The organism is Denitromonas iodatirespirans, assembly GCF_018524365.1.
Classification (GTDB): Bacteria; Pseudomonadota; Gammaproteobacteria; order Burkholderiales; family Rhodocyclaceae; genus Nitrogeniibacter; species Nitrogeniibacter iodatirespirans.
Genome location: NZ_JAEKFT010000001.1, coordinates 1 through 24,738 on the forward strand (window position 1 = coordinate 1; position 24,738 = coordinate 24,738).

Here is a 24,738-nt window from a genome sequence, read left to right on the forward strand (position 1 = left end):
GCGGCTCGATCAGCGCTTCGAGCGCCGCCCACGGTGTCACCGCTTCGATCTGGGCAAGGAACCGGTCGCGGCGCGTCATCTTCTTCTTGGCCGCGTACTCAAGGTCGGAGAAGCTCGATTGCATCGGGATCGTCACCGTCGTGAAGGAACTATGCGTATTGTCTCAAACAGAGCCGCCCGTGGGGCGATATGCAAACGAAATAATCAGCGTTTCCCTAGGCCATTTGCATCCATTTTCAGAACGGGCATCACGCTCGCGATCTGGCATCGGTGATGTTCAGCACGGCCTGCAAACAGCCTTCCTGTCCGTTGCCGCGCAGGTGTGGGGTGAGAATCGATGTCATGGCATCCTTCCTTTAGGTTGCTATAAACATGATGAGATGATGCTTTTCTGTGCCACCGCCACGTTCTGGAGCAAATTGGCCGTCCTTTCGGCCTTGCATGCTGCGTATTCGCCGGTGCAAACCGGCAATGCGGTTGGACATGGGCGCACGGCTCAAGTTGCTTCAAAGTGATGGTTTCAGCCAAAGCTTCCGTCGCTCCGCCGCCTCTAGGCACCCTCCGCAAAAGGCGGCGCGTGGCGATCCTGCTCGATTTCGATGGCACGCTGGTGGAGATTGCCCCGACAAACGATACGATCGCGGTGCCGGAGCGGTTCGGCGAGCGGTTAGTGGATCTTTCCCGGCGACTGGATGGGCGGCTGGCACTGGTGACCGGGCGTTCGCTGGAGGACTTGGCCGGCCATCTGGGTCAGCTCGCTTTGGCCTGTGCAGGATCGCACGGGATCGAACGTATCCGTGCTGATGGCTCGCGCCTTGGTGATGTACCGGCGCCGATTCCTACATCAATTGTGGAGGTGCTGGCGGGTTTCACCGCACAGCATCCGCTGGTGACGATCGAGCGCAAGGCTTTTGGCGCGGCCCTCCATTTCCGCGCCGATCCAGGGCAGGAGGAGGCCGCAGTGGCTCATGCCGCCGAAATCGCGCGGCAGCATGGCCTGGAATGCAAGCGCGGCAAGTGCGTGGTCGAACTAGTCCATCCCGGCGCGGACAAGCGCAGGGCAGTGTTGGCATTCATGGCCGAAGCTCCCTTTGCTGGAGCATTGCCCCTCTTTATCGGCGACGACGTCACCGACGAGGACGGCTTTCGTGCTGCGGAGGAACTGGGTGGCTTCGGTATCTTGGTGGGCGGGCTTAGAAGAGGCACTCGCGCGCGCTTTTGCCTACCCGATGTGAAAGGGGTTCATCATTGGCTGGAATTGTAGTTCAGTCGATTCCGTGGATAGAGCGGGAGAAGATAGATTGGCCGTGTGCAGCAAAAACACTATGGATTGCTACATAATGGACCGGCCCGGAGCCCTGCGACTTGGGCCGCGGCCTATTCCAATCCTTGCGCCGGGCCAGATCCTGCTGCGCACGGTCAGCGTTTCGATCTGCGCCACTGATGTCGCCTATTGGCGCGGTCTGGCGACACCCGATGGGCCATGGCCGATTGTTCCCGGCCATGAATATGTCGGAGAATTGGTGGACGTGCGTGGTGCGGCTCCAGGCATGAAAATCGGCGATCTGGTGACTTATTGGGGCCAGACGGATTTTGATGGTCTTGCCGAATTCCGTGCAATCTCCCCTGTGACCAGCAGCTCAGACCAGCGGGTCTTCTATACCAACCGTCATTTCTGCGATGCCACCGGGGCGGCAGTCGCAGTGGTTCCGCGCACGATCCCGCTTCATCTCGCGCCACTCGCCGAACCTCTGACAGCGGTGCTACGCTTGCTCTATTCCTACCCACCTGAACCGGGGGACCGGGTCGCCGTGCTGGGCGCGGGGACTTGCGGATTGCTGGCGATCCAGGCCTTGCGCGCGTTTGGCTGCGGCGAGATCGTTGTGCTGGAAGTCCACCCCTATCGGCGGCAACTGGCGCGTCAACTCGGTGCGGAATCTGTGTTCGACCCCGGGAATGGAGGTTCAGAAATCGATCGGCTCGAGCGAGACACGCAAGGTGATGCTGTCGATATGGTGATTGACCTGCTGCCGGATATCGGCGGGCTGCCTGGTGAAGATGTCCGCTCAATGGCCATGCGGCTGTTGCGGCCGGGTGGCAAATATCTTCTCTATGGCGCGCCAGAGCGGCCCCAGCCGCTGAATCACTGGCTAGTGCTATCCAAAGGCTTGCAGCTGCTGGCCGCCGGTTTCGATATGCGGCGCTTTCCCATGTGGCGTACCGCGGCCGTGCTGCGATCGGCGTTGCGGATGCTCGAATGCGGTATCGTCGATCCGGCACCATTGGTGACCAATGTCACTAAATTCGGCCATCTGAACGAAGTGAACGAGGCATTCACCAACCACGCACACGATAATCGCATGAAAACCGCCGTGCTGTTCGACTGAAGGAGGCCGCGGGATGGCGTTACCACGTTGGGGGTTGGTTGGTGCCGGAGGGATGGCAAGGGTCATTGCGCGCACGCTCGCACGCTTGTCCTATCCCGTGTCAGGCATTCATTCGCGCACTTTCGAACGGGCGCAGGCGCTGGCTGAGGAGTTCGGCCTCGGCCGGACCTACCGCTACTATGCGGAGATGTTGTATTCGGGCGAGGTGGATATCGTCTATATCTCCGCGACCAATGAAGCACATTTTGATCTTGCCAGCGTCGCTCTTGAAGCTGGCGTGGCGGTCCTCTGCGAAAAGCCGCTGACACTTTTTCCCGCAAGGACAGAGCAACTGACCGCGCTGGCGCGTGCGCGCAACGTGCTGCTGGTGGAAGCGATGTGGACGGCCTTCCTGCCGTCCTTTCTCAAGGTCCGGCGCGAAATTGACAGCGGCACTATCGGATCGGTGGAGTTCATCCGCGCCGATTTCGGTTTTAGGATGCCATTCGCAAACCGATCGCGGCTGTTCGATCCCGCGCAGGGCGGCGGCTGCATATACGATCTTGCGCCCTATCCGCTGCTGCTGACAACTGCATTTCTGGGTCCGCCTCAGACGAGCCATACCATTGCCCGACGCGCAGCATCCGGCGTAGAGAGCCATGTCTGCGCCATGCTAGAATATGCTGGTGGCAAGGTGGCGCAACTGCTACTCTCGTTCGAATTGCCGGTCTGCCAGAAGGCAATCATCTATGGCAGCCAGGGCGTCATCGACATGGCTGAGCCATTCTGGCGCAGTGAATGCATCTCCCTGCTTCAGGCGATAGACGACCCGCCATTTACCGAGTCACCCTATCTTGGTAGCACGCAGCGCGAATTGCACCGCTCCCAGTCCGACTATGCGCCGCAATTGCGGGAAGTGGTGCGGTGTTGGCAAAATGGCCTGATCGAGAGTCCATACTTCAGCCATACAGATTCCATTGCTCTGGCCGAAAATGTTCAACTACTGCGGGAGAGTCTTGGACTACGATGAGCGACCAGAATCCCAAGCCGGAAACACCGGCGAAACCTGCAAAGACGCCACGCACGTCCGTGGTGAAGACAGATGTTGGTGCAGGAAAGCCGGCTCCAACCGAAGAAAGGCCATCCCCGGACCAGCAACTGGATTCGCTGATGTCGCACTACGAAGGGTGCAGGTTGGAAATCATCGAACTAATGCAATCGAACGAGCGGCTGCTGAATATTGCGATCCTGATCCTGGGTGCGGTGATGACCTACGGCATTTCGGTCGACGCCCACAAGATCGTTGCGCTTGGGCCCTTTGCGCTGAGCATTGTCGTCTTCCAGGGCATCCAACGTTACGAACTCGTCTATCAGCTTGGCGGTTATCGCAAATACCTCGAAGAGAAGATGCAGGATCTGACCGGGGACAAGCCTGCGTTCTGGGAAGATCTGGTGGCCCAACTGTTCCATCGCAGCTGGACGCATTATCCGCTTCGAGCGCTAATCGTCCTGGCGTTCCTGCTCCTTTGCGCTGTAGGCGTCGACGCTGTCACTAGACTAGCGGCTCCGCTCGAGACGATCTACCGGTATCTAGCGGTGGGCAGCTATACCGGTCTTCTGGTTGGAGTTTCCATCGCTGTCGGGATAAATTTCCGGCACTACAAGGCATCGTTTGCGAAGGCCTACGATCTCGCCTGCATACTGGGGAAGGGCAATGGATGATGATGGTGCCCGCGCGCTCAACGGTCTTGCCTTCATCGTTACCGGTTCTACTGCCGGGATTGGTCTCGCCACAGTAGATCGCCTGCTGGCTCAGGGCGCCTGCGTGCTCGGCGTTGACAATTGCGCATTGCCAGGCGCCGACATGCTGGCTGATGCCGAGAAGCAGTTTCACTTTCTTCTAGCCGATGTGACCGATGCAGAGGCGCCAGATGCAATCGTGGGACTGACCATGGCGCGGTTTGGGCGGTTGGACGGCCTGGCTAACAACGCGGGAGCCTATCCGCGCGGCGGAGTGACCGATACTTCACCGGAGCTCTATGACAAAGTCATGCAACTCAATCTGCGTGCTCCATTTTTCCTAGCCCAGGCCGTGATTGGGCGGGCGCTGAAAAATGGCAAACCATGTTCGCTTGTGAATATCGGATCGATCAATGCCTATTGTGGTCTCCCTGAACTCTCTGCCTACGCCATGGCAAAGGGCGGGCTGATGACGATGACCCGCAATCTGGCCAACAGCCTTGCGGGCACGGGCATCCGCATCAACCAGCTGAACGTCGGCTGGACCGATACCGAGGGAGAGGACGCGCTCCAGCGTTCGACCGGTGGCGGCGCCGACTGGCGCGAGCACATTTCCCCGCGTGATGCCCCGCGTGGAACCATCCTACAGCCCAGTGAAGTGGCTGAGCATGTCTGCTTCTGGCTTTCTCCCCGATCTGCACCGGTCTCCGGATCGGTTTGCGAGGTGGAACAGTTTCCGGTGATAGGAAGACCTTGACCGGGCAGCGTGACCAGCTCGTTGTCGTTTCCAATCGCGTTTCTGGTCTGACAGGGCGCGGGGCGCCCGGTGCGCAAGGCGGTCTGGCAGGTGCGCTTGAAGCAGTGCTCAAGCGTCGTGGTGGCACCTGGTGTGGATGGTCCGGCAATGAGCGGGGCGAATTCACGGGAGACGTGCACATCAACTACCGCGACGGCATAAGGAAAGCGACAATTGACCTCGAACCGCAGGATGTGGAGGAATATTACAATGGGTATGCTAATTCCACGATTTGGCCGCTGTTCCATTGTCGGTTGGACCTGACAAGGTACGAGCGGAACTTCGGCAAGGGATATGAACGGGTCAATAAGCGAATTACCGATTGTGCTGCGCAGCTGATCGGCCCCGGCGACCTAGTATGGGTCCACGATTATCACCTGATGGCGCTGGGTAAGGGGCTGCGAATGCGTGGAATCGCCAACCGGATCGGGTTTTTCCTGCATATCCCTTGGCCCCCGGTTCGGCTGTTCTCCTCGCTGCCGTTTCACGAACGGCTTGTATCGTCCTTGCTGAAGTATGACCTTATCGGCTTCCAGTGCGACGAGTGGCTGGAGAATTTCCTTCATTATTGCCGCAAGGATCTGGGTGCGGCGGTGGACGAGCAAAGTGGTCGGATCAAGTATGAGGGTGTGACGACTCACGCCCGCGTCTATCCGGTTGGCATTGATTTCGATCACTTCACCGCGCTTGCCGATACACCCGAGGCGCAGGAGGCTGCTTGGTGGCTGAGGTCCAGCACACGTGAACGCATAGCCATGATCGGGGTCGACCGCCTCGACTATTCTAAGGGTCTGCCTGAGCGCCTCGATGGCATCGGCTGCTTCTTCGAACGCCATCCCGAACGGACGCACGACCTCGTCTTCGTGCAGATCGCTCCGCCCAGCCGGGAGGATGTGAAGAGTTACCGCGATATCCGCGCGCGGCTTGAACGGAAGACTAGGCAGATCAATGACGCCTTTTCGGAAGTCGAATTCGACCCGATCCGCTATGTGAAGCGCGGTTTCAGCCAGGCGCAACTCTATGGCCTCTATCGTGCGGCCCGGATCGCACTGGTTACGCCGCTCCGCGACGGGATGAACCTGGTCGCGAAGGAGTATGTCGCGGCGCAGGATCGCCTCGATCCTGGCGTGCTGATCCTTTCTCGCTTCGCCGGGGCCGCGCGCCAGCTGGATTCGGCGCTGATCGTCAATCCCCACAATCCCGTAGAAATCGCCCAAGCGATCCGGGCCGCGATGGACATGCCGCTTGAGGAACGCCGCAGCCGTTGGGAACGACTGGCCGACAATGTGCGGGACGAGAATGTCCATGTCTGGGCCGGCAATTTCCTCCACGATCTGGAGTCCGTCTGACCGAGGGAGGCTAGCATGGTTATATGGCAAGCATATGTCGTACATCAGTTTTGCAATCAGGTGCGTGCAGTCGCTTGGAGATTCCCTTAACGGCTCTAAAGGTCGAGTTGAGTGAATTGGCTCTCCGCCAGGTTTTGGGGAGCAGCAGACAGTCGGGTCGCTGCTTTCCGGAGTTCTCGACTGTCTGCCCCTGGCCGGAGGCCGCCATTCAGAATCGAACATCAACCCCCCTCCGCTTCCACCTCCCTCCCGCACCTTTGAACCAGCAGCGCCTTTGAAAGGTCTATGGAACACCCCCGACCGGAGACCTCGATCATGTTGCGTCGCACCCTGTTCCCTGCCCTGATCGCCCTACTTGCCACGCTGCTCCCGGCCACTGCGCCGGCCGGGGAGGCGTCTGCCGGGCTGTTTGCGCACGAGTTGCGCCGCCTGCATTCGGGCGAGGTGGTGCGCTTGGCCGACCGCTTTGCCGGACAGCCTGTGCTCGTCGTCAACACGGCCAGCCATTGCGGCTTTACCAAGCAGTTCCACGCGCTCGAGGCGATCCACCAGCGTTACAAGGAGCGGGGCCTGCGGGTGGTCGGCTTTGCCTCGGATGACTTCGACCAGGAAGCCGACGATGAAGCGAAGGCGGCCGAGGTCTGCTTTGTGAACTTCGGCGTCACCTTCGACATGTTCGCCCCAATCCACGTGCGCGGCACGGGGGCGCATCCGCTATTCGGCGAACTCGCGCGCCGCTCGGAGGCACCGGCGTGGAATTTCCACAAGTATCTGGTCGATCGCGATGGCCGCGTGGTGGCCACCTTCCCGAGCCGGGTCGAACCGGATGCGGCCCAGGTGCGCGCGGCGATCGAGCGGATGCTCTGAGGGCGTTTGCGGTTTGCCCCGCTGGCCTTCCAATGCTCGCTCCCGATTGTCGAGCGCATCGTCTCGCCCCCGCACTGCCCAGCGGCGCGGCGACGGTCTGGCTGGCGGTGCATCCGGGCGGAGCATGCCTGGTGCCGTGAGGTGAGGTGCACAGCCGGTCCATCTTCTTGGCCGGTGGAAGACTGCGGCCGTGGCGCGCCCAAGCGCAGCCACGGTGCCGGCTCCGCTTGCAGCGCCAGCAAACGGCGGCGGCTTTGCGCCTGACGGGCGGCGGGCGCTTTTTGCGCCTTGCATTGTCGAAGTTGAATCGCGCACGGCCAAGGAGCCCTGCGCGGCGATCGTCTCGACACGGAGGAACGGATCATGCACATGCCTACTCTTTCGCGCACCTGGCTGGCGGCGCTCGCGCTGTTGGCCGGCCTGGTGTTGGCCTCGGGCGCTTGGGCTCATCATGGCTGGCGCTGGGCCAGCGATCAGGAATTTGAACTCTCCGGCACCATCACCGCGGTGCGCTTGGGCAATCCGCATGGCGAACTGACGCTGGATGCCGATGGCGAGCGCTGGGAGGTCGAGGTGGGGCAGCCGTGGCGCAACCAGCGCGCCGGGCTCACCGAGGATCTGCTGCGCGTGGGTACGCGCATCACCGCCCACGGCCACCGCGCGAGCGACCCGGCGCGGCGCGTCATGAAGGCCGAGCGCATCGTCATCGACGACAAGAGCTACAACCTCTACCCGGATCGCGACTCCTGATTGGCAACGCGGACGGTGCGCGCCTGTGGAAGCGCTGCTCGCCACGCTTGAAGCCAGCGCACTTGCCACCGCGCTGAGCCGCTCGCAGTGGGTGTATCCGCTGATCAATGCGGGTCATGTGCTGGGCGTGGCGCTGTTGGTGGGTGCCATCGTGCCCATGGATCTACGCCTGCTGGGCGCCTGGCCCGCGGTGCCGCTGGCGCCCTTTTGCCGGGTGCTGGCCGGCTGCGCCGCTGCGGGCCTGCTGCTGGCCGCCGTGTGCGGCGCCCTACTCTTCGTCACCGGCGCCAGCGACTATGCGGCCTCCGACCTGTTCGTCACCAAAATGACCGTCGTCGCGCTCGCCACCTTGAATGCACTGGCCCTGCGCCTGAGCGGCTTTCACGCCTGTCTGCGCGCGGCCGACGCCGGCCACGCCTTGCCGCGCCGCGTTCGTGCCGGTGCCGCCGTCTCGCTGCTCGCCTGGCTGGTGGTGCTCATCCTGGGGCGGCTGGTGGGCTATCGGTAAAGCCCGCGCCCGATCGACCCGATCAGCCCTGCCGGTAGGAAAGAAGTGCCCGTCGGCGCGGTAGTGGATAGCGCGCTTACGGTCATCGGCAAAACACAAGCGGTGGCCGAGGCCGAGTTACGCACATCGACCGTCCGGCAGCTTGCAGCATGGAGCGGTCGTTTGCGCGCCGGCTGGCGGGGTGCAGGCGACGGCCTGCTTTGGGCCGACAAGCACCGACGCCCGCGCCCGAAACGCCTCAGAGCGCCGGCGTGACGAGCTTGCCGGTGCGGAAGAAGGCCTGCAGGTTTTCCAGCAGCAGGGCCTCCATGGCCTGCCGCGTCTCCCGCGTTCCGCTGGCCATGTGCGGCGTGAGCACGACGTTGTCCAGGACGAGCAGTTCGCCGGGCACGTCGGGCTCGCCTTCCAATACGTCCAGGCCGGCGCCGGCGATGGTCCGGGCGCTCAACGCGGCCACCAAGGCCGCCTGATCGACAACCGTACCCCGCGCGATGTTGATCAGAAAACCCTCGGCGCCCAGCGCATCGAGGACCGACGCGCCGATCAGGTGACGCGTTTGCGGCCCGCCCGATACCGACACCACGAGAAAGTCTGCCCAGTAGGCCAGTGCCACCACGTCTGGCTCGAAACCGTAGTCGACGCCGTCGACCGGCTTGCGGCCGGTGTAGCGGACGCGCATGCCGAACCCGCCCGCCCGCAGAGCGATGGCACGGCCGATCTGCCCGAGCCCGACAATGCCCAGACGCTTACCGCTGATCCGACGGGTGAGCGCAAATTTCTCGCGTTGCCAGCGGCCGTCGCGCACGAAGCGGTCGGCGGCGGAGATCCGGCGCGCGACGTCGATCATCAACCCGAAGGCGAGATCGGCCACGCAGTCGGTCAGCACACCGAAGGTGCCGCTCACCGCGATGCCGCGTTCGCGGGCGGCCTGCAGGTCGATCTTGTCGAGCCCTACCCCACGGCACGAGATCACCCGCAGCGCCGGCAAGGCGGCGATGAGTTCGGCCGAGGCGCCGACCGGCGCCGAGGTGGCGATCGCCTCGATGCGCGCGCCATGCCGGGCGAGATAAGCGGCGGTGTCGTCCTGCTCCCACAGGCGATGCACGTCGTAGGCATCGGCCAGCGCGGCATCGAGCGCCGGGGACAGGGCGGAGGTCTGCAACAGGGGGATCTTCATCGTCTCGATGCCTCATCAGGGGGCAAGCGCCGCGCTCAGGACGGCACCAGGAGCAGAACCAGCACCGACAGCGTGACGGCAGAAAAACCGGTCGACAGCAGGATTGTCGTCGCCGACGATTCGACCACCACCTGGTAGCGCTGGCCGAACAGGTAGGCGGTGATGCCGGTGGGCTGGGCGGCCAGCACGGTGGCCACCGCAGCCCACAGATCCGGCAGGCCGAACACCGGCGTAGCGAGCAGCCACACCAGCGCCGGGTGCACCACGGTCTTGAAGGCGACCAGCGACAGCGGCTCGGCGAGCTGGCCGGCCACCTTGTAGCGCGCCATCGAGGCGCCCAGGGCGAAGAGTGCGCAGGGCACGGCAGCCGAGCCCAGCGGCGTGATGACCGCCAGCAGTACCTTGGGCAGGCTCAGGCCGGCCAGGTTGCTGATCAGCCCCGCAGCCAGGGCGAGGATGATCGGGTTGCCCGCCAGGCCGCGCAGGATGGCCGACAAGGTCTTGCCCAGGCCCTGCCCCTTGCCGCGCCCGGTCTCGATCGCCACCGTGACGATGGGCAGCAGGATCAGGCTGTGCACGGCGAGCAGGATGAACATCGGCAGCGCCCCTTGCGCACCGAAAGCGGTGAGCACCAGCGGAATGCCGAGCATCGAGGTATTGGAGAAGCCCGCCCCCAGCGCCATCACCCCCTGCTCGTCGAGCCGGCGGCCGAAGCACCAACGCCCCACCGCCATGGCCAGCGCCATGGTGGCCAGGGTGCCGCCGAAATAGGCGGCAAGATAGGCCCAGGGGATCTGTGCCGGCAGCTCCGCGGCGGCAATCGACTGGAACAGCAGCAACGGCAGCGCAAACCCGAACACGAACAACGACAGGCCGCGGTTGGCATGGTCGTCGAACTTGCCCGCGCGGGCCGACGCGTAGCCCAGCGCGAGGATGCCGAACACCGGCAGGATGATCTCGATGACCTGGCTCACGCGCTATGCTCCGATGGCAGAATCCGGCGGCCTCAGCCGCTGTTGCGTAACCCCGCGACCACGCCGTTGATGCTGAGGGGATGCCGCGGCGCACCGGCGCGCCGGTCTCGCCGGTGCGGTGGCGGCGCAGCAGCGATCAGTCGATCTGCGCAATGCGCAACAGGTTGGTGGTGCCCGAGGCGCCGAAGGGCATGCCGGCGGCGATCACCACGGTGTCGCCCGAGCGGCCGAAGCCCGCCGTGCGCGCGGTGTCGCAGGCCAGGTCGCTCATCTCGGAGACGCTCTGCACATCGTGGCAGAGCACCGCATGCACGCCCCAGACCAGCGCCAGCCGGCGCGCGGTGGCCCGCCGCGGCGTCATGCCGATGACCGGCGCCTGCGGGCGCTCGCGGGCGATGCGTAGCGCCGAATAGCCCGAGCTGGTGTAGGCCACGGTGGCGGCCACTTGCAGCAGCGCGGCGATGTCGCGCACCGCGGCGCCGATGGCGTCGGCTTTCTTCGGCTCGGGCGGGGTCTGCGCGGCGTCGATCGCCTGGTGGTAGTAGGGGTCGGCCTCGGTCTGGGCGATGATGCGGTCCATCATGCGCACCGCCTCCACCGGATATTTGCCGGAGGCCGACTCGGCCGACAGCATCACCGCGTCGGCGCCGTCGTAGATCGCGGTGGCCACGTCCGAGGCTTCGGCGCGCGTGGGCACCGGCGTGCCGACCATGGATTCGAGCATCTGGGTGGCGACGATCACCGGGCGGCCGGCCTGGCGGCAGGCGCGCACGATGCGCTTCTGGATCGCCGGCACCTCCTCGGGCGGCATCTCCACGCCGAGGTCGCCGCGCGCCACCATGATGGCGTCGCTTTCAGCGACGATCGCCGCCAAGCTGCCGATGGCGGCGGGTTTTTCCAGCTTGGCGACGATGCCCGCGCGCCCCTGCACGATGCCCTTGATCTCGACGATGTCCTCCGGGCGCTGGACGAAGGACAGCGCCACCCAGTCGACGCCCAGTTGCAGCGCGTAGTCGAGGTCGGCGCGGTCCTTGTCGGTGAGCGCCGAGAGCGGCAACACCACGCCCGGCACGTTCACGCCCTTGCGGTCGGAGAGCGCGCCGCCGGCGATGACACGCGTCTCGGCGAAGTCGGCCCCGCAGCGCTCGACGCGCAGGCGGATGCGCCCGTCGTCGAGCAGCAGGTCGGTGCCCTCGACCAGCGCATCGAAGATCTCGGGGTGTGGCATCGCCACCCGCGTGCGGTCACCGGGCTGCGCGCGGTCGAGGTCGAGGCGGAAGGTGTCGCCCTCGACCAGCTGCACCGGGCCATCGGCGAAAGCGCCCACGCGCAGCTTGGGGCCCTGCAGATCGGCGAGCACGCCGACCGGCCGGCCGCTGTGCCGCTCCAGCGCGCGGATGAGATCGAAGCGCGCTTTGTGGTCGTCATGGCTGCCGTGGCTGAAGTTGAGGCGGAACACGTCCGCCCCGGCCTCGAACAGGGCGCGGATCGTCTCTTCGGAAGAACTCGCCGGGCCCAGCGTGGCGAGAATCTTGGCTTTGCGGTCGCGTTTCATCAGGGGGTTTTCCATCTCTGTGTGCGGGTTCGACGAGCGGGCATGCGGCCGCCCCTCAGGTGACCGGCGCCGGGTTGAACAGCGTCAGCGCGTTGGCGAGCTTCCAGTGCTCGGCCCATGTCTTGCGCCCGCTCGCCACCTCCAGCATCAGGCGGAACAGCTCCCAGCCGAGGCCGTCGATGTCGATCTCGCCGTCGGCGATGCGCCCGGCGTTGACATCCATCAGGTCGTGCCAGCGCCGCGCGAGGTCCGAGCGCGTGGCGACCTTGATCACCGGGCACTCGGCCAGCCCGTAGGGCGTGCCGCGGCCGGTGGTGAAGATGTGCAGGTTCATCCCGGCGGCCAGTTGCAGGGTGCCGCAGATGAAGTCGCTGGCCGGCGTGGCGGCGTAGATCAGGCCGCGCTGGGCGAGCTTCTCGCCCGGCGACAGTACGCCGCTGATCGGCGCGGTGCCCGATTTGATGATCGAGCCCATCGCCTTCTCGACGATGTTCGACAGCCCGCCCTTCTTGTTGCCGGGCGTGGTGTTGGCGCTGCGATCCACCCGCCCCTTGTCGAGGTAGGCGTCGTACCAGGCCATCTCGCGGATCATCGCCTCGGCCACTTCGGCATTCACCGCGCGCGCGGTGAGCTGGTCGATGCCGTCGCGCACCTCGGTGACTTCCGAGAACATCACCGTGGCACCGGCGCGCACCAGCAGGTCGGTGGCGAAGCCCACCGCCGGGTTGGCGGTGACGCCTGAGAAGGCGTCCGAGCCGCCGCACTGCACGCCCACCACCAGCTCGGAGGCCGGACAGGTCTCGCGCCGGCGGGCGTTGAGGCGTTCGAGGTGCTCCTCGGCCGTGACCAGGATGCTGTCGATCATCGACATGAAGCCGACATGATGCTCGCTTTGCAGGCACACCACGTCGAGTTCCGGGTTGGCGGTGAGGCCCACGTCGGCGACGTTGCGCTCGTCGAGGATGGGGATGCTGCCGGGCGGCAGCAGGCGCTCGGGCTGCAGCTTCTCACAGCCCAGGCTGACCACCATCACCTCGCCGCCGAAGTTGGGGTTGAGGCTGATGTTGCGCAGGGTGCGGATGGGGATGATGGCGTCCGGCGCGTCGATGGCGACGCCGCAGCCGTAGCTGTGTTCGAGCCCGACCACGTCGTCCACGTTGGGGTACTTGGGCAGCAGCTCGGCCTTGATGCGCTGCACGGCGAAATCGACCACGCCGGCCACGCACTGCACCGTGGTGGTGATGGCCAGGATGTTGCGCGTGCCGACCGAGCCGTCCGGGTTGCGGTAGCCCTCGAAGGTATAGCCCTCCAGCGGCGGCAAGGGCGCGGGCTGGCGGGTGGCGATCGGTAGCCCGTCGAGCGCGCGCGCGGCCGGCATGCGCAGCAAGCGCTCGTGCACCCAGCTGCCGGCGGCGATGTCTTGCTGCGCGTAGCCGATGGCGACGTTGTAGCGCAGCACCGCGGCGCTGGCGGCCAGATCCGTGAGGGCGATCTTGTGCCCCTGGGGCACGTGCTCGCGCAGCGTCAGCCCGTCGGGGAGCACCGTGCCGGCGGGCAAGCCGCCGTCGTTGACGACAACCGCCACGTTGTCGTCCGGATGGATGCGGATCGTGCGCGGAAGGGAGGCGGAAGCGTGCGTCATGGTCGTGTCCTGTTCAGACGGCACCGTGCGTCTCGACATACAAGGCGTACAGGGAGTGGCTGCTGGCCATGTAGAGCCGGTTGTTCTTCGGCCCGCCGAAGCACAGGTTGGCGCAACGCTCGGGCAGGCGGATATGCGCCAGCGGCTTGCCCTGGCTGCTGAAGACCATCACGCCGTCGAGGTCCTCGGGCTTGCCCTTGAGCTGGAAGACCTGGCGACCGCCCACTTCCGTGGGTTCGGGCTGGAGCGCGCCGTTGCTGCCCCAGCCGCACCACAGGTTGCCATCGCGATCCACCTTGAAACCGTCGAGCGCACCGAAGTCCGCCGCGTCGATGAGCTTGGTCTTGTTCGACACGGTGCCGTCGGCGTTCACGTCGAAGCGCCAGATGCTGCGATTTGGCGAGCCCTTCCATTCGACGACATAGAGCTTCGATTCGTCGGGGCTGAAGGCCAAGCCGTTGGGATTGACGAGGTCGGTCACGACCGCGTTGAGCCGGCCATCGGGTGCGAGGCGGTAGACGTTGGTCGTGGCCTGCTCCGGCTTCGCACGGCTGCCCTCGTATTCGCCGTTGATGCCGAAGAGCGGGTCGGTAAACCAGATCGAATCGTCCGACTTGACCACCACATCATTCGGCGCGTTCAGCTGCTTGCCTTCGTAGGCATCGGCCAGCACGGTGATCTCGCCGTTCTTTTCGGTGCGAACGACCCGACGCGTCCCCGAATGTTCGCAAGTGATCAAGCGCCCCTGGCGGTCGCGGGTGTTGCCATTGGCGAAATTCGACGGGCTGCGGAAGACCGTGAAGCTGCCGTCCTTTTCGCTGTATTTCATGATCCGGTTGTTCGGAATATCGCTCAGCAGCACGTAGCCCGGCCCGCCATTCTCGCCCGGGAAATAGACCGGGCCCTCTGCCCAGCGCATGCCCGTGGCGACCTGTTCGAGCGACGTGGCATAGACCCGGTATTTCGCGAAACCCGGGTCCAGGATCTGGATCGCCGGATCCGGATAGCGCTGGTTCGGACTGAACGCAAACGCCTGTGCAAAAACCGGGATGCTCGTCGCTGCCAGGCCGGCACCGGCCGCGGCCTTCAGGAAGTGACGACGGGTATTGGCGTGCTGTTGCGTCATGGGGTGTCTCCTCGTTGATGCCCTGCGGGAAGTCGTTTTTTTTTGGGCCGCCAGACCGGCGGGCGGCCTGGCGGAGAAACGTCGTGCCGGAACTGGCTCGCAACGCAAGCCCTGCCCGGCAGCGCCGGGCCATGTCCTCGTCCGGATTCAGCCCGCCATCACTTGCCGGATGGCGTCAGGCGCTTGTTTTTGCGGTGGCTATAGATCGAGTACCCCACCGACAGCGCGATCAGCACCCACAGGAAGACGGCGATCGGGCTCTTGGTGAAGAAGATTGAGAGCGTGCCGAAGGACTCCAGGCTCTTGACGAAATAGACCTCGGCCGACGGCCCCAGGATGAAGCCGATGATGAAGGGCGCGATCTCCAGGCCCAGCTTGGCGCCGACGAAGCCGAACAGGCCGAAGATGAGCAGGGTCCACACGTCGAACATGATGCCGCTGTTGATCGCATAGGCGCCGACCACGCACATCATCATGATGCCGGGGTAGAGCAAGTACTTCGGCACGGTGATGACCTTGGCGATATGACGGATCGCGAACCACATCACCAGGAACATCACCAGATTGGCGGCGACCAGGCCGATCATCATCACGTCCCAGGTGGTCTGGTTCTCGCCGATGAACAGCGGCCCCACCTGGATACCCTGCAGGGTGAAGGCGCCGATCAGCACCGCGGTGGTCGAGTCACCCGGGATGCCCAGCGACAACAGCGGAATCAGCGCACCGCCGGTGAGGCCGTTGTTGGACGATTCGGAGGCGATCACCCCCGGCGGATGGCCGGTGCCGAACTTGTCGTTCTCCTTGGAGAAGTTCTTGGCCTGCGAATAGGCCAGCACCGAGGCCGCGCTGCCGCCCACGCCGGGCAGCATGCCGATGAAAGTGCCGATCGATGAGGAGCGAACCAGGTTGGTGACCTGCCCCTTGAACACCGACCACTGGAAGCGCTTGCGCGCAGCGAGCTTGACGCTCTCGGCGTGTTCGTCATGCACGCCCTTCTGCGCCTCTTCGAAAATCACGGAAAGACCAAACAACCCGATCAACAGCGGCAGCAGCGAGAAGCCGTTTTCCAGCCAGGGCGACAGGAACTCGGGCACGATGCGCAGCTCGCCGTTGCCACCGGTGCTCATGTTGTACACGCCGAACAAGCTCACCCACATGCCCAGCACGCCGGAGAAGATGCCCACCAGCAGCGACTTGCACAGCGAGGCGATGACGGTGAGCGCGAACAGGATGATCAAGAACTTCTCCACGTAGGAGAACTTGATCGCCCAGTCGGCCAGCGTGGGGGCGAAGTAGAACAGCACCGCGGCGCTGAACAGGCCGCCGAACAGCGACGAGGCGATGCCGAGCTTGAGCGCCTTTTCCGGCTCGCCGTTCTTGGTCATCGGGTAGCCGTCGAAGGTGGTGGTGATCGACGATGGCGTGCCCGGGATGTTGATCAGGATGGCCGGCACCAAGCCGCCGGAAATGCCGCCGACGTACAGGCCGAGGAGCAGCGCGAGACCATGGTTCAGGTCCAGTGCGTAGGTCATCGGCAGGCACACGGCCACCGCCATGGTCGCGGTCATGCCCGGGATGGCACCGAACAGGATGCCGATGACGGTACCGAGGGTCACCAGCAGGAAATAGGTGACGTCGAGGGAAGAGAGAATTGCGTCCATCACATGGGTTCCTCGCGCTTACGGCAGGGTGATGCGGAAGATGTGGGCGAACACGAACCACACGACTGTCGGCGTAACGAGCGCGTTGAGCGCCATCAGTAGGGTCTTGCGACGGTTGTTGTCATGGACGAACAGCCACGACAGGGCAAAACCATAGACGTAGGACGTCAGCAGGAAGCCGACGCCGGTATTGGGGTAGATGGTGCCGACCGGTTCCATGACCGCGAAATACACCGGCGTCAGCGTCAGGCAGCCGAACAGGCGCCGCTTGTCGATCTCCCAGGCCCGGATGCGTGCACCCAACGGGGTTTCGCGCCACCGCGCCACCCAGTGCCGCCCGTGCGTCACGACGATCGCCAGCATCAGCACCACCAGCACCCACTCGACGATGGTCGGGAAGAACAGGTGGGACTGATCGAAGTCGATGCGAACCTTGAAGAAGTCGGAGATTTTTTCCATTGCCTCATCCACCTCTGCGCTTCTGGAGGGCGTACGCTGCCGGCCGCTCGGCCGGACCGGCAGCGTACGCCACTGGCGCTTACTTGATCTTGTCGATCAGGACCTTGGTCTCGTCAGCCTTGGCCTTCAGGTAGCCCTGTGCGTCCTTGGCCGGCATGAAGTTGGGAATGAAGAAGGACTTCTTCAGCGTGGTCTTGATCGAGCCGTCCGCGTAGATCTCGGCCAGCGCCTTGTCCAGCGCCGCCACCACTTCCGGCTTGATGTCGGCGTTGTAGATGAGGAAGAACTCCTTGTCGAAGGCCCAGTTCTTCTTGCCGTCCAGCGTCACCGAGGCTGCAGGCGTCGCGTAGGTCAGCAGTTGCTCACGCGAGGTCTGCCCCATGCCTTCCGGGTTGGCCTGCTGCAGGGTCTGCTGGCGGGCGGTGATCCACACGAAGCGCATCGCCTTCTGGTCGTCGGCCGGCAGGCGGGTGTATTGCTCGTTGCCCTGCACCGAGCCGTTGATCACGTCGGCGTTGCCGTCGAACAGCAGCTGGTTCTTGTCGGCCTGCGAGCCGGTGTTCACCGCCACCACATTGCCTTCCTTGCCCGGGAAGCGCACCGCGACCGCGTTCTTCAGCGCCGTGTAGCCGAGCGCCGAGGTGCCGCCGGGCTGGATGGCGACGCGGATGCGTTTGCCTTCGCCGGCAGCCTTGAGAATGTCGTCGACGGTCTTGTACGGCGACTTGGCCGGCACCAGGAAGGCGTCGCCCGGGTTGATCGCCACCGTCGGGCCGATCTTGTATTCCTTGAAGATGTCCGGGAAGCCGCGCACGCCGTACAGGTTGCCGACATAGGACTGGTCGTGGAACAGCATGATGGTGCTGCCGTCGGTGCTCTTGGCGATGGCCTGCAGCGCCGCGGTGGGGCCGACCGCATCGACCTTGGCGTTGATGTCGAGCTTCTTCGACAGCGCGTCGGCGACGATGGCCGACACCTGGTAGGTGTCACCGCCCGTGGACGTAGAGCCGATCACGATACGCACGTTGCCGGGCAGCGGGCTATCGGCCGCCGCAGCGGTGAAACTCGCGGCAACGGTGGACACGGCAAGACACATTCCGAATGCAATCTTTTTCATTGTCTAAGTCTCCTCATGATGCGGTGATACGCAGATTGGCGGTTGGCGTACCGCCGCCTACAAAATGGGCTGGTGGCCGATCCATGCGGGCCACGCTCCAACCCGGTCCCTGTCCGGCGCTTGCGCGCCGGTGTGTCACTCGCCCGTGACGATCACGGCGCGAAAATCATTCACGTTGGTCAATGTCGGGCCGGTCACCACGGCATCGCCCAGCGCGCCGAAGAAGCCGTGTCCGTCGTTGTTCTGCAGGGCATCCATGGGCTTGATGCCAAGCGCCCAGGCGCGCACCAGCGTGTCGGATGCGAGCAGTGCGCCGGCAATTTCCTCCTGCCCGTCCACCCCGTCGGTATCGCCGGCCATGGCATGGATGCCGGGGTGGCCGTCGAGCGCGATGCCCAGCGCGAGCAGGAACTCGACGTTGCGCCCGCCGCGGCCCTCGCCACGCACGGTCACCGTGGTCTCGCCGCCCGACAGCAGCACGCAGGGGGTGGCGAAGGGCTGGCCGTGGGTGGCCACCTGGCGGGCGATGCCGGCCATGACCTTGCCCACATCGCGCGCTTCGCCCTCGATCGCATCGCCCAGGATGTACGGGGTGATGCCTGCTTCGCGGGCCACCTGCGCCGCCGCTTCGAGCGCCATCTGCGGGGTGGCGATCAGGCGGGTGTCGACCTGCGCGAGACGCGCGTTGCCCGGCTTCACGCTCTCGCCCTCGCCGCTTTCCAGCAGCCGGCGCGCACCCGCGGGTAGCTCGATGGCATAGCGGCGCACGATCTCCAGCGCGTCCGCGCAGGTGCTCGGGTCGGCCACCGTGGGGCCGGAGGCGATGTCCATCGGGTTGTCGCCGGGCACGTCGGAGATCAGCAGGTTGATCACCCGGGCCGGATGGCAGGCCGCCGCCAGCCGCCCGCCCTTGATCGCCGAGAGGTGGCGGCGCACGCAGTTCATCTCGGAGATGGTGGCACCGGATTTGAGCAGCGCACGATTGATCGCCTGCTTCTCTTCCAGCGTTACCCCGGCGAGCGGCAAGGGCAGCAGCGCCGAGCCGCCGCCGGAGATCAGACACAGCACGGTGTCGTCAGCGCCGAGCCCGGCGACCAGATCCAGGATGCGGCTCGCCGCTTCCCGCCCCGCGGCGTCCGGCACCGGATGCGCCGCTTCGACGATCTCGATGCGCTCGCACGGCACCGCGTAGCCGTAGCGGGTGACCACCAGCCCGGACAAGGGGCCCGGCCAGTGGCGCTCGACCGCCTGCGCCATCGCCGCGGAGGCCTTGCCTGCGCCGATGACGACCAGGCGCCCGGCGCCCGGCGACGGCAGGTGCGGCGGAATGCAGTGCGCCGACTGGGCGGCCTGGACGGCCGCGGCGAACATCTCGCGTAGCAGGTCGCGGGGGTTCATCATCGCGCGTCGCTCCGGCGGACCGTAGGGATCAGGCCTGCTGGCCGATCTCGAAGTTGGCGAGCTTCTCCAGCGCGCGCACCATCGCCGAGTGGTCCCAGCCGCTGCCGCCATGCGCGGCGCAGGCATTGAACAGCTCCTGCGCATTGGCGGTGTTGGGCAGCGAGACGCCGATGGCGCGGGCGCTGGAGAGCGCCAGGTTGAGATCCTTCTGGTGCAGCTCGATGCGGAAGCCCGGGTCGAAGGTGCGCTTGACCATGCGATCGCCGTGCAACTCAAGGATGCGCGACGAGGCAAAACCGCCCATCAGCGCCTGGCGCACCTTGGCGGGGTCGGCCCCCATCTTGGCGGCGAACAACAGCGCTTCGCCGACCGCCTCGATGTTGAGCGCGACGATGATCTGGTTGGCCACCTTGGTGGTCTGCCCGGCGCCGTTGTCGCCGACCAGGGTGATGTTCTTGCCCATCAGCTCGAACAGCGGCTTGACCGTGGCAAAGGCGTCCTCGGGGCCGCCGACCATGATGGTCAGGCTCGCCGACTTGGCGCCGACTTCGCCGCCCGACACCGGGGCGTCGAGGTACTGGCAGCCCAGCGCGTTGATGCGCTCGGCGAACTTCTTGGTCTCCACCGGCGAGATCGAGCTCATGTCGACCACGATCTTGCCCGCCGACAGGCCCGCGGCGATGCCGTTCGCGTCGAACAGCGCGGCGGCCACATGCGGGGTGTCCGGCACCATGGTGATGATGATGTCGGCCTTCTGCGCCACGTCCTTGCCGCTGACGCAGGCTTTGCCGCCGGCCTCGACCAGCACCGCGGGGATATCCGAAATGGTGTACAGGAAAACCTCGTGGCCGGCCTTGATGAGGTGTTCGGCCATGGGGGTGCCCATGATCCCGAGTCCGACGAATCCGATCTTGCTCATGTCGCGTTTCTCCTGGAGGGGTGTCAGTAAGTGCCGCCGGCGGCCTGCGGGCGCGCCTGGGCAGCGCGCATCGATCCGAGCACCTGCTGCGAGCCGGCGGCCATCAGCCGCGCGTCCGAGCTGACGGTGACGAACTGGAAGCCCTTTGCGATGCGCTTGAGCGCGGCTTCCGACGAACCGTTGTGGATGCCCGCCACCACTCCGTGGGCCTTGGCGCGAGCGAGGATATGGTCGACCGCCTCGGCGGCCTTGGGGTCGAGATCGTCGAAGGTCGGCGTGCAGCCGAGCGCCAGCGACAGGTCGGAGGGGCCGATGTAGATCGCGTCCAGCCCGTCCACCGACAGGATATCGTCGAGGTTGTCGAGCGCCTTGGCGGTCTCGATCATCGCGAAGGTGACGATGGTGTCGTTGGCGTGCTGCGGGTAGTCGGCGCCGCCGTAGAGCAGCGCGCGCACCGGGCCGAAGCTGCGCGTGCCGCGCGGCGCGTAGTGGGTCCAGGCGACAAGTTTCTCGGCGTCCTCGCGGCTGTTCACCATCGGGCAGATCACGCCATAGGCGCCGGCGTCGAGCGTCTTCATCAGGATGCCCGGCTCCAGCCAGGGCACACGCACCACCGGCACCGTCGCGGTGGTGGAGATGGCCTGCAGCATGCCGACCATGGCCAGGTAATCGACCACGCCGTGCTGCAGGTCGATGGTCAGCGAGTCCCAGCCCTGGTGGGCCATGGTCTCGGCAGAAAAACCGTTCGGGATCGCCAGCCAGCCATTGACGACGGCGCCGCCGGCCTTCCAGATTTTTCGCAGTCTGTTTTCGCGCATGTTCGTTGTCTCCAGGTTGCGCTGAATTCGGGGTTGGGGACGCACGCTCAGCGCACCAGGCACGGACGCTTGTTGTCGAAGGTCCAGCCGGGGATCAGGAACTGCATCGCCACCGCATCGTCGCGCGCGCCCAGGCCCATGTTCCTGTAGGCCTGGTGGGCCTTTTCGACCTCGGCCATATCGATCTCGATGCCGAGGCCGGGCCGCTCGGGCACACGCACCATGCCGCCTTCGATCTTCAGCGGCGCCTTGGTCAGGCGCTGGCCGTCCTGCCAGATCCAGTGGGTGTCGATCGCGGTGATCTTGCCCGGCGCGGCCGCCCCCACGTGGGTGAACATCGCCAGTGAAATGTCGAAGTGGTTGTTGGAATGCGAGCCCCAGGTCAGGCCGAACATGTCGCACAGCTGGGCCACGCGCACCGAGCCCTGCATGGTCCAGAAGTGCGGGTCGGCGAGCGGAATGTCGACCGACTGCAGCTGGATCGAGTGGGCCATCTGGCGCCAGTCGGTGGCGACCATGTTGGTGGCAGTGGGCAGGCCGGTGGCGCGGCGGAACTCGGCCATCACCTCGCGCCCGGAGAAGCCGCCTTCGGCGCCGCAGGGGTCTTCGGCATAGGCCAGCACGCCGTGCAGGTCGCGGCACAGGCGGATCGCGTCCTTCAGCAGCCAGCCACCATTGGGGTCCAGCGTCACGCGGGCGTCGGGGAAGCGCGCGTGCAGCGCGCGAATCGCCTCGACTTCCGCCTCGCCGGCGAGCACGCCGCCCTTGAGCTTGAAGTCGTTGAAGCCGTAGCGTTCGCGCGCGGCTTCGGCCAGGCGAACCACGGCCTCGGGGGTGACCGCCTCTTCGTTGCGCAGGCGGAACCAGGCGTTGTCGGCCCCGGCCTCCGAGCGGTAGGCGAGATTGGTCTTGTTGCGGTCGGCGATGAAGAACAGGTAGCCCAGCATCTCCACCGCGTCGCGCTGCTGGCCTTCGCCGAGGAGCGCCGCGACCGGCACGTTCATGAACTGCCCGAGCAGGTCGAGGAAGGCGGATTCCACCGCGGTGACCGCGTGGATGGTGGTGCGCAGGTCGAAGGTCTGCAGGCCGCGCCCGCCGGCGTCGCGGTCGGCGAACGCCTTGCGCATCGCGTTGAGCACCTTGTTGTAGTCGCCCAGCGTCTTGCCGACGATCAGCTCGCGCGCATCGTCGATGGTCTTGCGGATCGCCTCGCCGCCCGGCACTTCGCCCAGGCCGGTGTTGCCGGCGCTGTCCTTGAGGATGACGATGTTGCGGGTGAACCACGGACCGTGGGCGCCGCTCAGGTTGAGCAGCATGCTGTCCTGCCCCGCCACCGGGATGACCTGCAGCTCGGTGATGGTCGGGGCGCCGGAAATGGAAGTGTTCATGAAAGGCTCCGAATGGGGAGAAGCAACGTCAATTCAGGCGGCCTGACGGCTACCGACGCGGCGGGCAAGCCGCAATCAGGCGCAAAGCATTCGGAGGAAGGGGCCGGCCGACAATGAGCGTCGACCGGGCAGGCAGCGACGTACCGTGGCGGGCGCCGACGGCGGCTGAGCCGGTGACGGACGCACCGTGGGTCAGCAGTTGCTCCATGTTTGTCTCCTCCTTCCGGGTGCCGGCGCTGTCCTGCGTGGCACCTCTTTCTGGGTGATTCATTGTGGAAGGAGATCAATTCACAATCAAACCAACTGATGACTCAATAAATTCAAACAATGAATCAATCCCAGGAGAGCGCCGGCGCCAGGCGCTGCATGACCGCCCGTCTCAATGACCGTTGAGACCGGGCAGGATATGCGTCTTGAAGATGCCCAGCACCGGGTTGTCGTTGTCCTTGCGGTAGGCACAGACGGTCTCCACCGGTCGCGGCGGATCGGTGGCGAGCCGGCGCATCACGATGCCCTCGAAATGCAGGCGGGTCGCCGCCTCGGGAATCAGCGCGGCGCCGATGCCCGAATGCACCAGGGCGAGCATGGTGTGCATCTGGGCAACATACTCGACAACATCCGGCGAAGCCGCCGACCGGTCGAAGATACCCTGCAGCAAGTGGTAGAAGTATTGCGCCTCGTAGGGCGAATACATCACGAAGGGTCGGCCGTTCAGGTCCGCCGGCACGGGCCGCTCCGGCCAGTGTGCGGCCTCGCGCGAGGGGATGGCGAGCACCAGGCTTTCCTGTGCCAGCGAGATGGCCTCCAACTCGCCATGCTCGGCATGGGGGCGCAGCAGGCCGAGATCCAGCTGGCCGGCGGCCAGCGCCTCCAGTTGCCCGCGGCTGACCAACTCTTTGAGCGTCAAGGAAATGCCGGGAGAATGCACCCTGATCCGACGCACGATCTGCGGCAGCAGGCCATAGCCGGAAGCCGCCGTGAAGCCGATCGACAAGGAACCCGTCTCGCCCTTGGCCACCCGCCGCGCGGTGGCCGCCGCCTCCTCGGCCATGCGCAGAATGCGGGCGGCTTGCGGCAGGAAGGCACGCCCTGCCGCCGTCAGCCGCACCGAGCGGCTGGTCCGCTCGATCAGCTGTGTGCCGACATGGTGCTCCAGCAGGCGGATCTGCCGGCTCAGTGGCGGCTGGGTCATGTTCAGGCGTTCGGCGGCACGGCTGAAGTGCAGCTCTTCGGCCACGGCGACGAAACACCGGATCTGGCTGATTTCGAACATTGAGGCACATCCGGCAAGAATCGCGAAGGGTCTATTCTTTGACTGAATTCGACAACACGCAACGCCATCGACTGCCGCGCACACGGCCAGCCGACAGCACGCACCGACGCGCCGGACGGCGGAACCACTCCGCCTGCCGCCGTACGAATGAGGCCATCCGGTTGCGGTGCGCGCCTGGCCGGCCTGCGCCGGTCCTTGCGACGCACTTCTTTACTTGTATTCCGCCATCCGCCCCGGATACCATCCATATGGTATTTCTCGTGGTCATATGACGGAGCGCGTCCGGCAAACCGGATGCCATTCTCCAGATGCATAGACTGTGCGAACGAGGATACCCACTTGCCGGCCGCGACACGCCGGGCCCATCCCGGGCGCCGCGGCGAAGGATATCGACGATGAGTCCCTTCCTTGCCTTTGTCGTCGCCGATCAGGCGTTCGGGTTACCGCTCGGCGCCGTGCACCGCGCGCTGGCAGCCGTCGCGCCGCGCCCGCTGCCGGCGGCTCCGGACATCGTCTGCGGCATCATCAATGTGCAGGGGGATATCGTGCCGGTGATCGATATGCGCCGCCGGCTCGGCCTGCCCGAGCGCGAGATCGACCCTGCCGACCGTTTGCTGATCGTGCACACCCGCCGGCGGACGCTGGCGCTGATCGTCGATCGCGTGGGCGACCTCATCACCTGCGACGACCACGATTTCATCCCGGTCGACCGGGTCGTCGGTGGCACCCGCCATGTCGCGGGCGTGGTCAAGACGGCAGACGGCCTGCTGCTGATCCACGACCTCGACAGCTTCCTGTCCCCGGCCGAAGCCGAGGCGCTCGACGACGCCCTCGCCGCGAGCCCCTGACCCG

23 protein-coding genes and 1 pseudogene are annotated in these 24,738 nt (G+C 65.3%); 10 read left to right on the plus strand and 14 right to left on the minus strand.

All coding sequences use genetic code 11. The annotated features are described in order from the left end of the window. A pseudogene (locus I8J34_RS00005) lies at positions 1–124 on the minus strand (IS5/IS1182 family transposase); the annotation flags it as partial. Positions 125–577: 453 nt separating this feature from the next. Here I8J34_RS00005 and otsB point away from each other — a divergent pair. From otsB to I8J34_RS00050, 9 genes are all read left to right on the plus strand, one after another. Continuing rightward, positions 578–1,264 (plus strand): trehalose-phosphatase, encoded by a 687-nt coding sequence (otsB, locus tag I8J34_RS00010; protein ID WP_214359306.1) that lies wholly within the window; start codon positions 578–580, stop codon positions 1,262–1,264. Positions 1,265–1,340: 76 nt separating this feature from the next. Next, positions 1,341–2,387 (plus strand): zinc-dependent alcohol dehydrogenase, encoded by a 1,047-nt coding sequence (locus I8J34_RS00015; protein WP_214359307.1) that lies wholly within the window; start codon positions 1,341–1,343, stop codon positions 2,385–2,387. Between the two features lie 13 nt (positions 2,388–2,400). Next, a complete protein-coding gene (locus I8J34_RS00020) occupies positions 2,401–3,396 on the plus strand; it encodes a Gfo/Idh/MocA family protein (RefSeq protein WP_214359308.1) in 996 nt (331 codons plus the stop codon). Continuing rightward, positions 3,393–4,088, plus strand: a complete 696-nt coding sequence (locus I8J34_RS00025) for a hypothetical protein (protein ID WP_214359309.1) — start codon at positions 3,393–3,395, stop codon at positions 4,086–4,088. The genes I8J34_RS00020 and I8J34_RS00025 overlap by 4 nt, the downstream gene beginning before the upstream one ends. Further along, the gene (locus tag I8J34_RS00030; RefSeq protein WP_214359310.1) at positions 4,081–4,863 is read left to right on the plus strand and encodes an SDR family oxidoreductase; all 783 of its coding nucleotides are present in this window, start codon (positions 4,081–4,083) and stop codon (positions 4,861–4,863) included. The genes I8J34_RS00025 and I8J34_RS00030 overlap by 8 nt, the downstream gene beginning before the upstream one ends. Continuing rightward, positions 4,860–6,251: an alpha,alpha-trehalose-phosphate synthase (UDP-forming) gene (locus I8J34_RS00035; protein WP_214359311.1), complete on the plus strand. Its 1,392-nt coding sequence runs from the start codon at positions 4,860–4,862 to the stop codon at positions 6,249–6,251. The genes I8J34_RS00030 and I8J34_RS00035 overlap by 4 nt, the downstream gene beginning before the upstream one ends. Positions 6,252–6,566: 315 nt before the next feature. Next, complete coding sequence (locus I8J34_RS00040) at positions 6,567–7,118, plus strand: glutathione peroxidase (RefSeq protein WP_214359312.1); 552 nt, start codon at positions 6,567–6,569, stop codon at positions 7,116–7,118. A 369-nt stretch (positions 7,119–7,487) separates the two neighbouring features. Further along, a complete protein-coding gene (locus I8J34_RS00045) occupies positions 7,488–7,868 on the plus strand; it encodes a DUF6152 family protein (protein WP_214359313.1) in 381 nt (126 codons plus the stop codon). Positions 7,869–7,893: 25 nt separating this feature from the next. Further along, complete coding sequence (locus I8J34_RS00050) at positions 7,894–8,376, plus strand: hypothetical protein (RefSeq protein WP_214359314.1); 483 nt, start codon at positions 7,894–7,896, stop codon at positions 8,374–8,376. Between the two features lie 238 nt (positions 8,377–8,614). Here the strand turns inward: I8J34_RS00050 and I8J34_RS00055 are convergent, their stop codons facing one another. From I8J34_RS00055 to I8J34_RS00115, 13 genes are all read right to left on the minus strand, one after another. Next, positions 8,615–9,553 (minus strand): 2-hydroxyacid dehydrogenase, encoded by a 939-nt coding sequence (locus I8J34_RS00055; RefSeq protein WP_214359315.1) that lies wholly within the window; start codon positions 9,551–9,553, stop codon positions 8,615–8,617. 35 nt (positions 9,554–9,588) lie between these two features. After that, positions 9,589–10,527: an AEC family transporter gene (locus I8J34_RS00060; RefSeq protein WP_214359316.1), complete on the minus strand. Its 939-nt coding sequence runs from the start codon at positions 10,525–10,527 to the stop codon at positions 9,589–9,591. A 136-nt stretch (positions 10,528–10,663) separates the two neighbouring features. Next, positions 10,664–12,082 carry a pyruvate kinase gene (gene pyk / locus I8J34_RS00065; protein WP_214359317.1) on the minus strand — a complete coding sequence of 473 codons (1,419 nt, stop codon included), beginning with the start codon at positions 12,080–12,082 and terminating at the stop codon, positions 10,664–10,666. Between the two features lie 55 nt (positions 12,083–12,137). Then, positions 12,138–13,724, minus strand: coding sequence for a galactarate dehydratase (gene garD / locus I8J34_RS00070; RefSeq protein ID WP_214359318.1), 1,587 nt, complete (start codon positions 13,722–13,724; stop codon positions 12,138–12,140). Between the two features lie 13 nt (positions 13,725–13,737). Beyond that, on the minus strand, positions 13,738–14,850 hold the full coding sequence (locus I8J34_RS00075; RefSeq protein WP_214359319.1) for an SMP-30/gluconolactonase/LRE family protein: 1,113 nt from the start codon (positions 14,848–14,850) through the stop codon (positions 13,738–13,740). A gap of 158 nt (positions 14,851–15,008) precedes the next feature. Beyond that, positions 15,009–16,511 (minus strand): tripartite tricarboxylate transporter permease, encoded by a 1,503-nt coding sequence (locus tag I8J34_RS00080; RefSeq protein ID WP_214359320.1) that lies wholly within the window; start codon positions 16,509–16,511, stop codon positions 15,009–15,011. Between the two features lie 18 nt (positions 16,512–16,529). Further along, positions 16,530–16,970, minus strand: coding sequence for a tripartite tricarboxylate transporter TctB family protein (locus I8J34_RS00085; RefSeq protein WP_214359321.1), 441 nt, complete (start codon positions 16,968–16,970; stop codon positions 16,530–16,532). Positions 16,971–17,049: 79 nt separating this feature from the next. Next, the gene (locus tag I8J34_RS00090; protein ID WP_214359322.1) at positions 17,050–18,087 is read right to left on the minus strand and encodes a type 2 periplasmic-binding domain-containing protein; all 1,038 of its coding nucleotides are present in this window, start codon (positions 18,085–18,087) and stop codon (positions 17,050–17,052) included. A 135-nt stretch (positions 18,088–18,222) separates the two neighbouring features. Continuing rightward, positions 18,223–19,488, minus strand: a complete 1,266-nt coding sequence (locus I8J34_RS00095; protein WP_370661874.1) for a glycerate kinase type-2 family protein — start codon at positions 19,486–19,488, stop codon at positions 18,223–18,225. 28 nt (positions 19,489–19,516) lie between these two features. Then, on the minus strand, positions 19,517–20,407 hold the full coding sequence (locus tag I8J34_RS00100) for a 2-hydroxy-3-oxopropionate reductase (RefSeq protein ID WP_214359323.1): 891 nt from the start codon (positions 20,405–20,407) through the stop codon (positions 19,517–19,519). 23 nt (positions 20,408–20,430) lie between these two features. Next, positions 20,431–21,225 (minus strand): HpcH/HpaI aldolase family protein, encoded by a 795-nt coding sequence (locus tag I8J34_RS00105; RefSeq protein WP_214359324.1) that lies wholly within the window; start codon positions 21,223–21,225, stop codon positions 20,431–20,433. A gap of 47 nt (positions 21,226–21,272) precedes the next feature. After that, a complete protein-coding gene (gudD, locus tag I8J34_RS00110) occupies positions 21,273–22,613 on the minus strand; it encodes a glucarate dehydratase (RefSeq protein ID WP_214359325.1) in 1,341 nt (446 codons plus the stop codon). 379 nt (positions 22,614–22,992) lie between these two features. After that, the gene (locus tag I8J34_RS00115) at positions 22,993–23,886 is read right to left on the minus strand and encodes a LysR family transcriptional regulator (protein WP_214359326.1); all 894 of its coding nucleotides are present in this window, start codon (positions 23,884–23,886) and stop codon (positions 22,993–22,995) included. Between the two features lie 395 nt (positions 23,887–24,281). Here I8J34_RS00115 and I8J34_RS00120 point away from each other — a divergent pair, with 395 nt between their 5' ends. Beyond that, complete coding sequence (locus tag I8J34_RS00120; protein WP_214359327.1) at positions 24,282–24,734, plus strand: chemotaxis protein CheW; 453 nt, start codon at positions 24,282–24,284, stop codon at positions 24,732–24,734. Positions 24,735–24,738: the final 4 nt, after the last annotated feature.

Bases quoted from the DNA above. Each gene is read 5' to 3' on its own strand.
- I8J34_RS00015 (WP_214359307.1), top strand. From the start codon at position 1,341: ATGGACCGGCCCGGAGCCCTGCGACTTGGGCCGCGGCCTATTCCAATC.
- I8J34_RS00020 (WP_214359308.1), top strand. From the start codon at position 2,401: ATGGCGTTACCACGTTGGGGGTTGGTTGGTGCCGGAGGGATGGCAAGG.
- I8J34_RS00025 (WP_214359309.1), top strand. From the start codon at position 3,393: ATGAGCGACCAGAATCCCAAGCCGGAAACACCGGCGAAACCTGCAAAG.
- I8J34_RS00030 (WP_214359310.1), top strand. From the start codon at position 4,081: ATGGATGATGATGGTGCCCGCGCGCTCAACGGTCTTGCCTTCATCGTT.
- I8J34_RS00040 (WP_214359312.1), top strand. From the start codon at position 6,567: ATGTTGCGTCGCACCCTGTTCCCTGCCCTGATCGCCCTACTTGCCACG.
- I8J34_RS00045 (WP_214359313.1), top strand. From the start codon at position 7,488: ATGCCTACTCTTTCGCGCACCTGGCTGGCGGCGCTCGCGCTGTTGGCC.
- I8J34_RS00055 (WP_214359315.1), bottom strand. From the start codon at position 9,553: ATGAAGATCCCCCTGTTGCAGACCTCCGCCCTGTCCCCGGCGCTCGAT.
- pyk (WP_214359317.1), bottom strand. From the start codon at position 12,082: ATGAAACGCGACCGCAAAGCCAAGATTCTCGCCACGCTGGGCCCGGCG.
- garD (WP_214359318.1), bottom strand. From the start codon at position 13,724: ATGACGCACGCTTCCGCCTCCCTTCCGCGCACGATCCGCATCCATCCG.
- I8J34_RS00075 (WP_214359319.1), bottom strand. From the start codon at position 14,850: ATGACGCAACAGCACGCCAATACCCGTCGTCACTTCCTGAAGGCCGCG.
- I8J34_RS00080 (WP_214359320.1), bottom strand. From the start codon at position 16,511: ATGGACGCAATTCTCTCTTCCCTCGACGTCACCTATTTCCTGCTGGTG.
- I8J34_RS00085 (WP_214359321.1), bottom strand. From the start codon at position 16,970: ATGGAAAAAATCTCCGACTTCTTCAAGGTTCGCATCGACTTCGATCAG.
- I8J34_RS00090 (WP_214359322.1), bottom strand. From the start codon at position 18,087: ATGAAAAAGATTGCATTCGGAATGTGTCTTGCCGTGTCCACCGTTGCC.
- I8J34_RS00095 (WP_370661874.1), bottom strand. From the start codon at position 19,488: ATGATGAACCCCCGCGACCTGCTACGCGAGATGTTCGCCGCGGCCGTC.
- I8J34_RS00100 (WP_214359323.1), bottom strand. From the start codon at position 20,407: ATGAGCAAGATCGGATTCGTCGGACTCGGGATCATGGGCACCCCCATG.
- I8J34_RS00105 (WP_214359324.1), bottom strand. From the start codon at position 21,225: ATGCGCGAAAACAGACTGCGAAAAATCTGGAAGGCCGGCGGCGCCGTC.
- gudD (WP_214359325.1), bottom strand. From the start codon at position 22,613: ATGAACACTTCCATTTCCGGCGCCCCGACCATCACCGAGCTGCAGGTC.
- I8J34_RS00115 (WP_214359326.1), bottom strand. From the start codon at position 23,886: ATGTTCGAAATCAGCCAGATCCGGTGTTTCGTCGCCGTGGCCGAAGAG.
- I8J34_RS00120 (WP_214359327.1), top strand. From the start codon at position 24,282: ATGAGTCCCTTCCTTGCCTTTGTCGTCGCCGATCAGGCGTTCGGGTTA.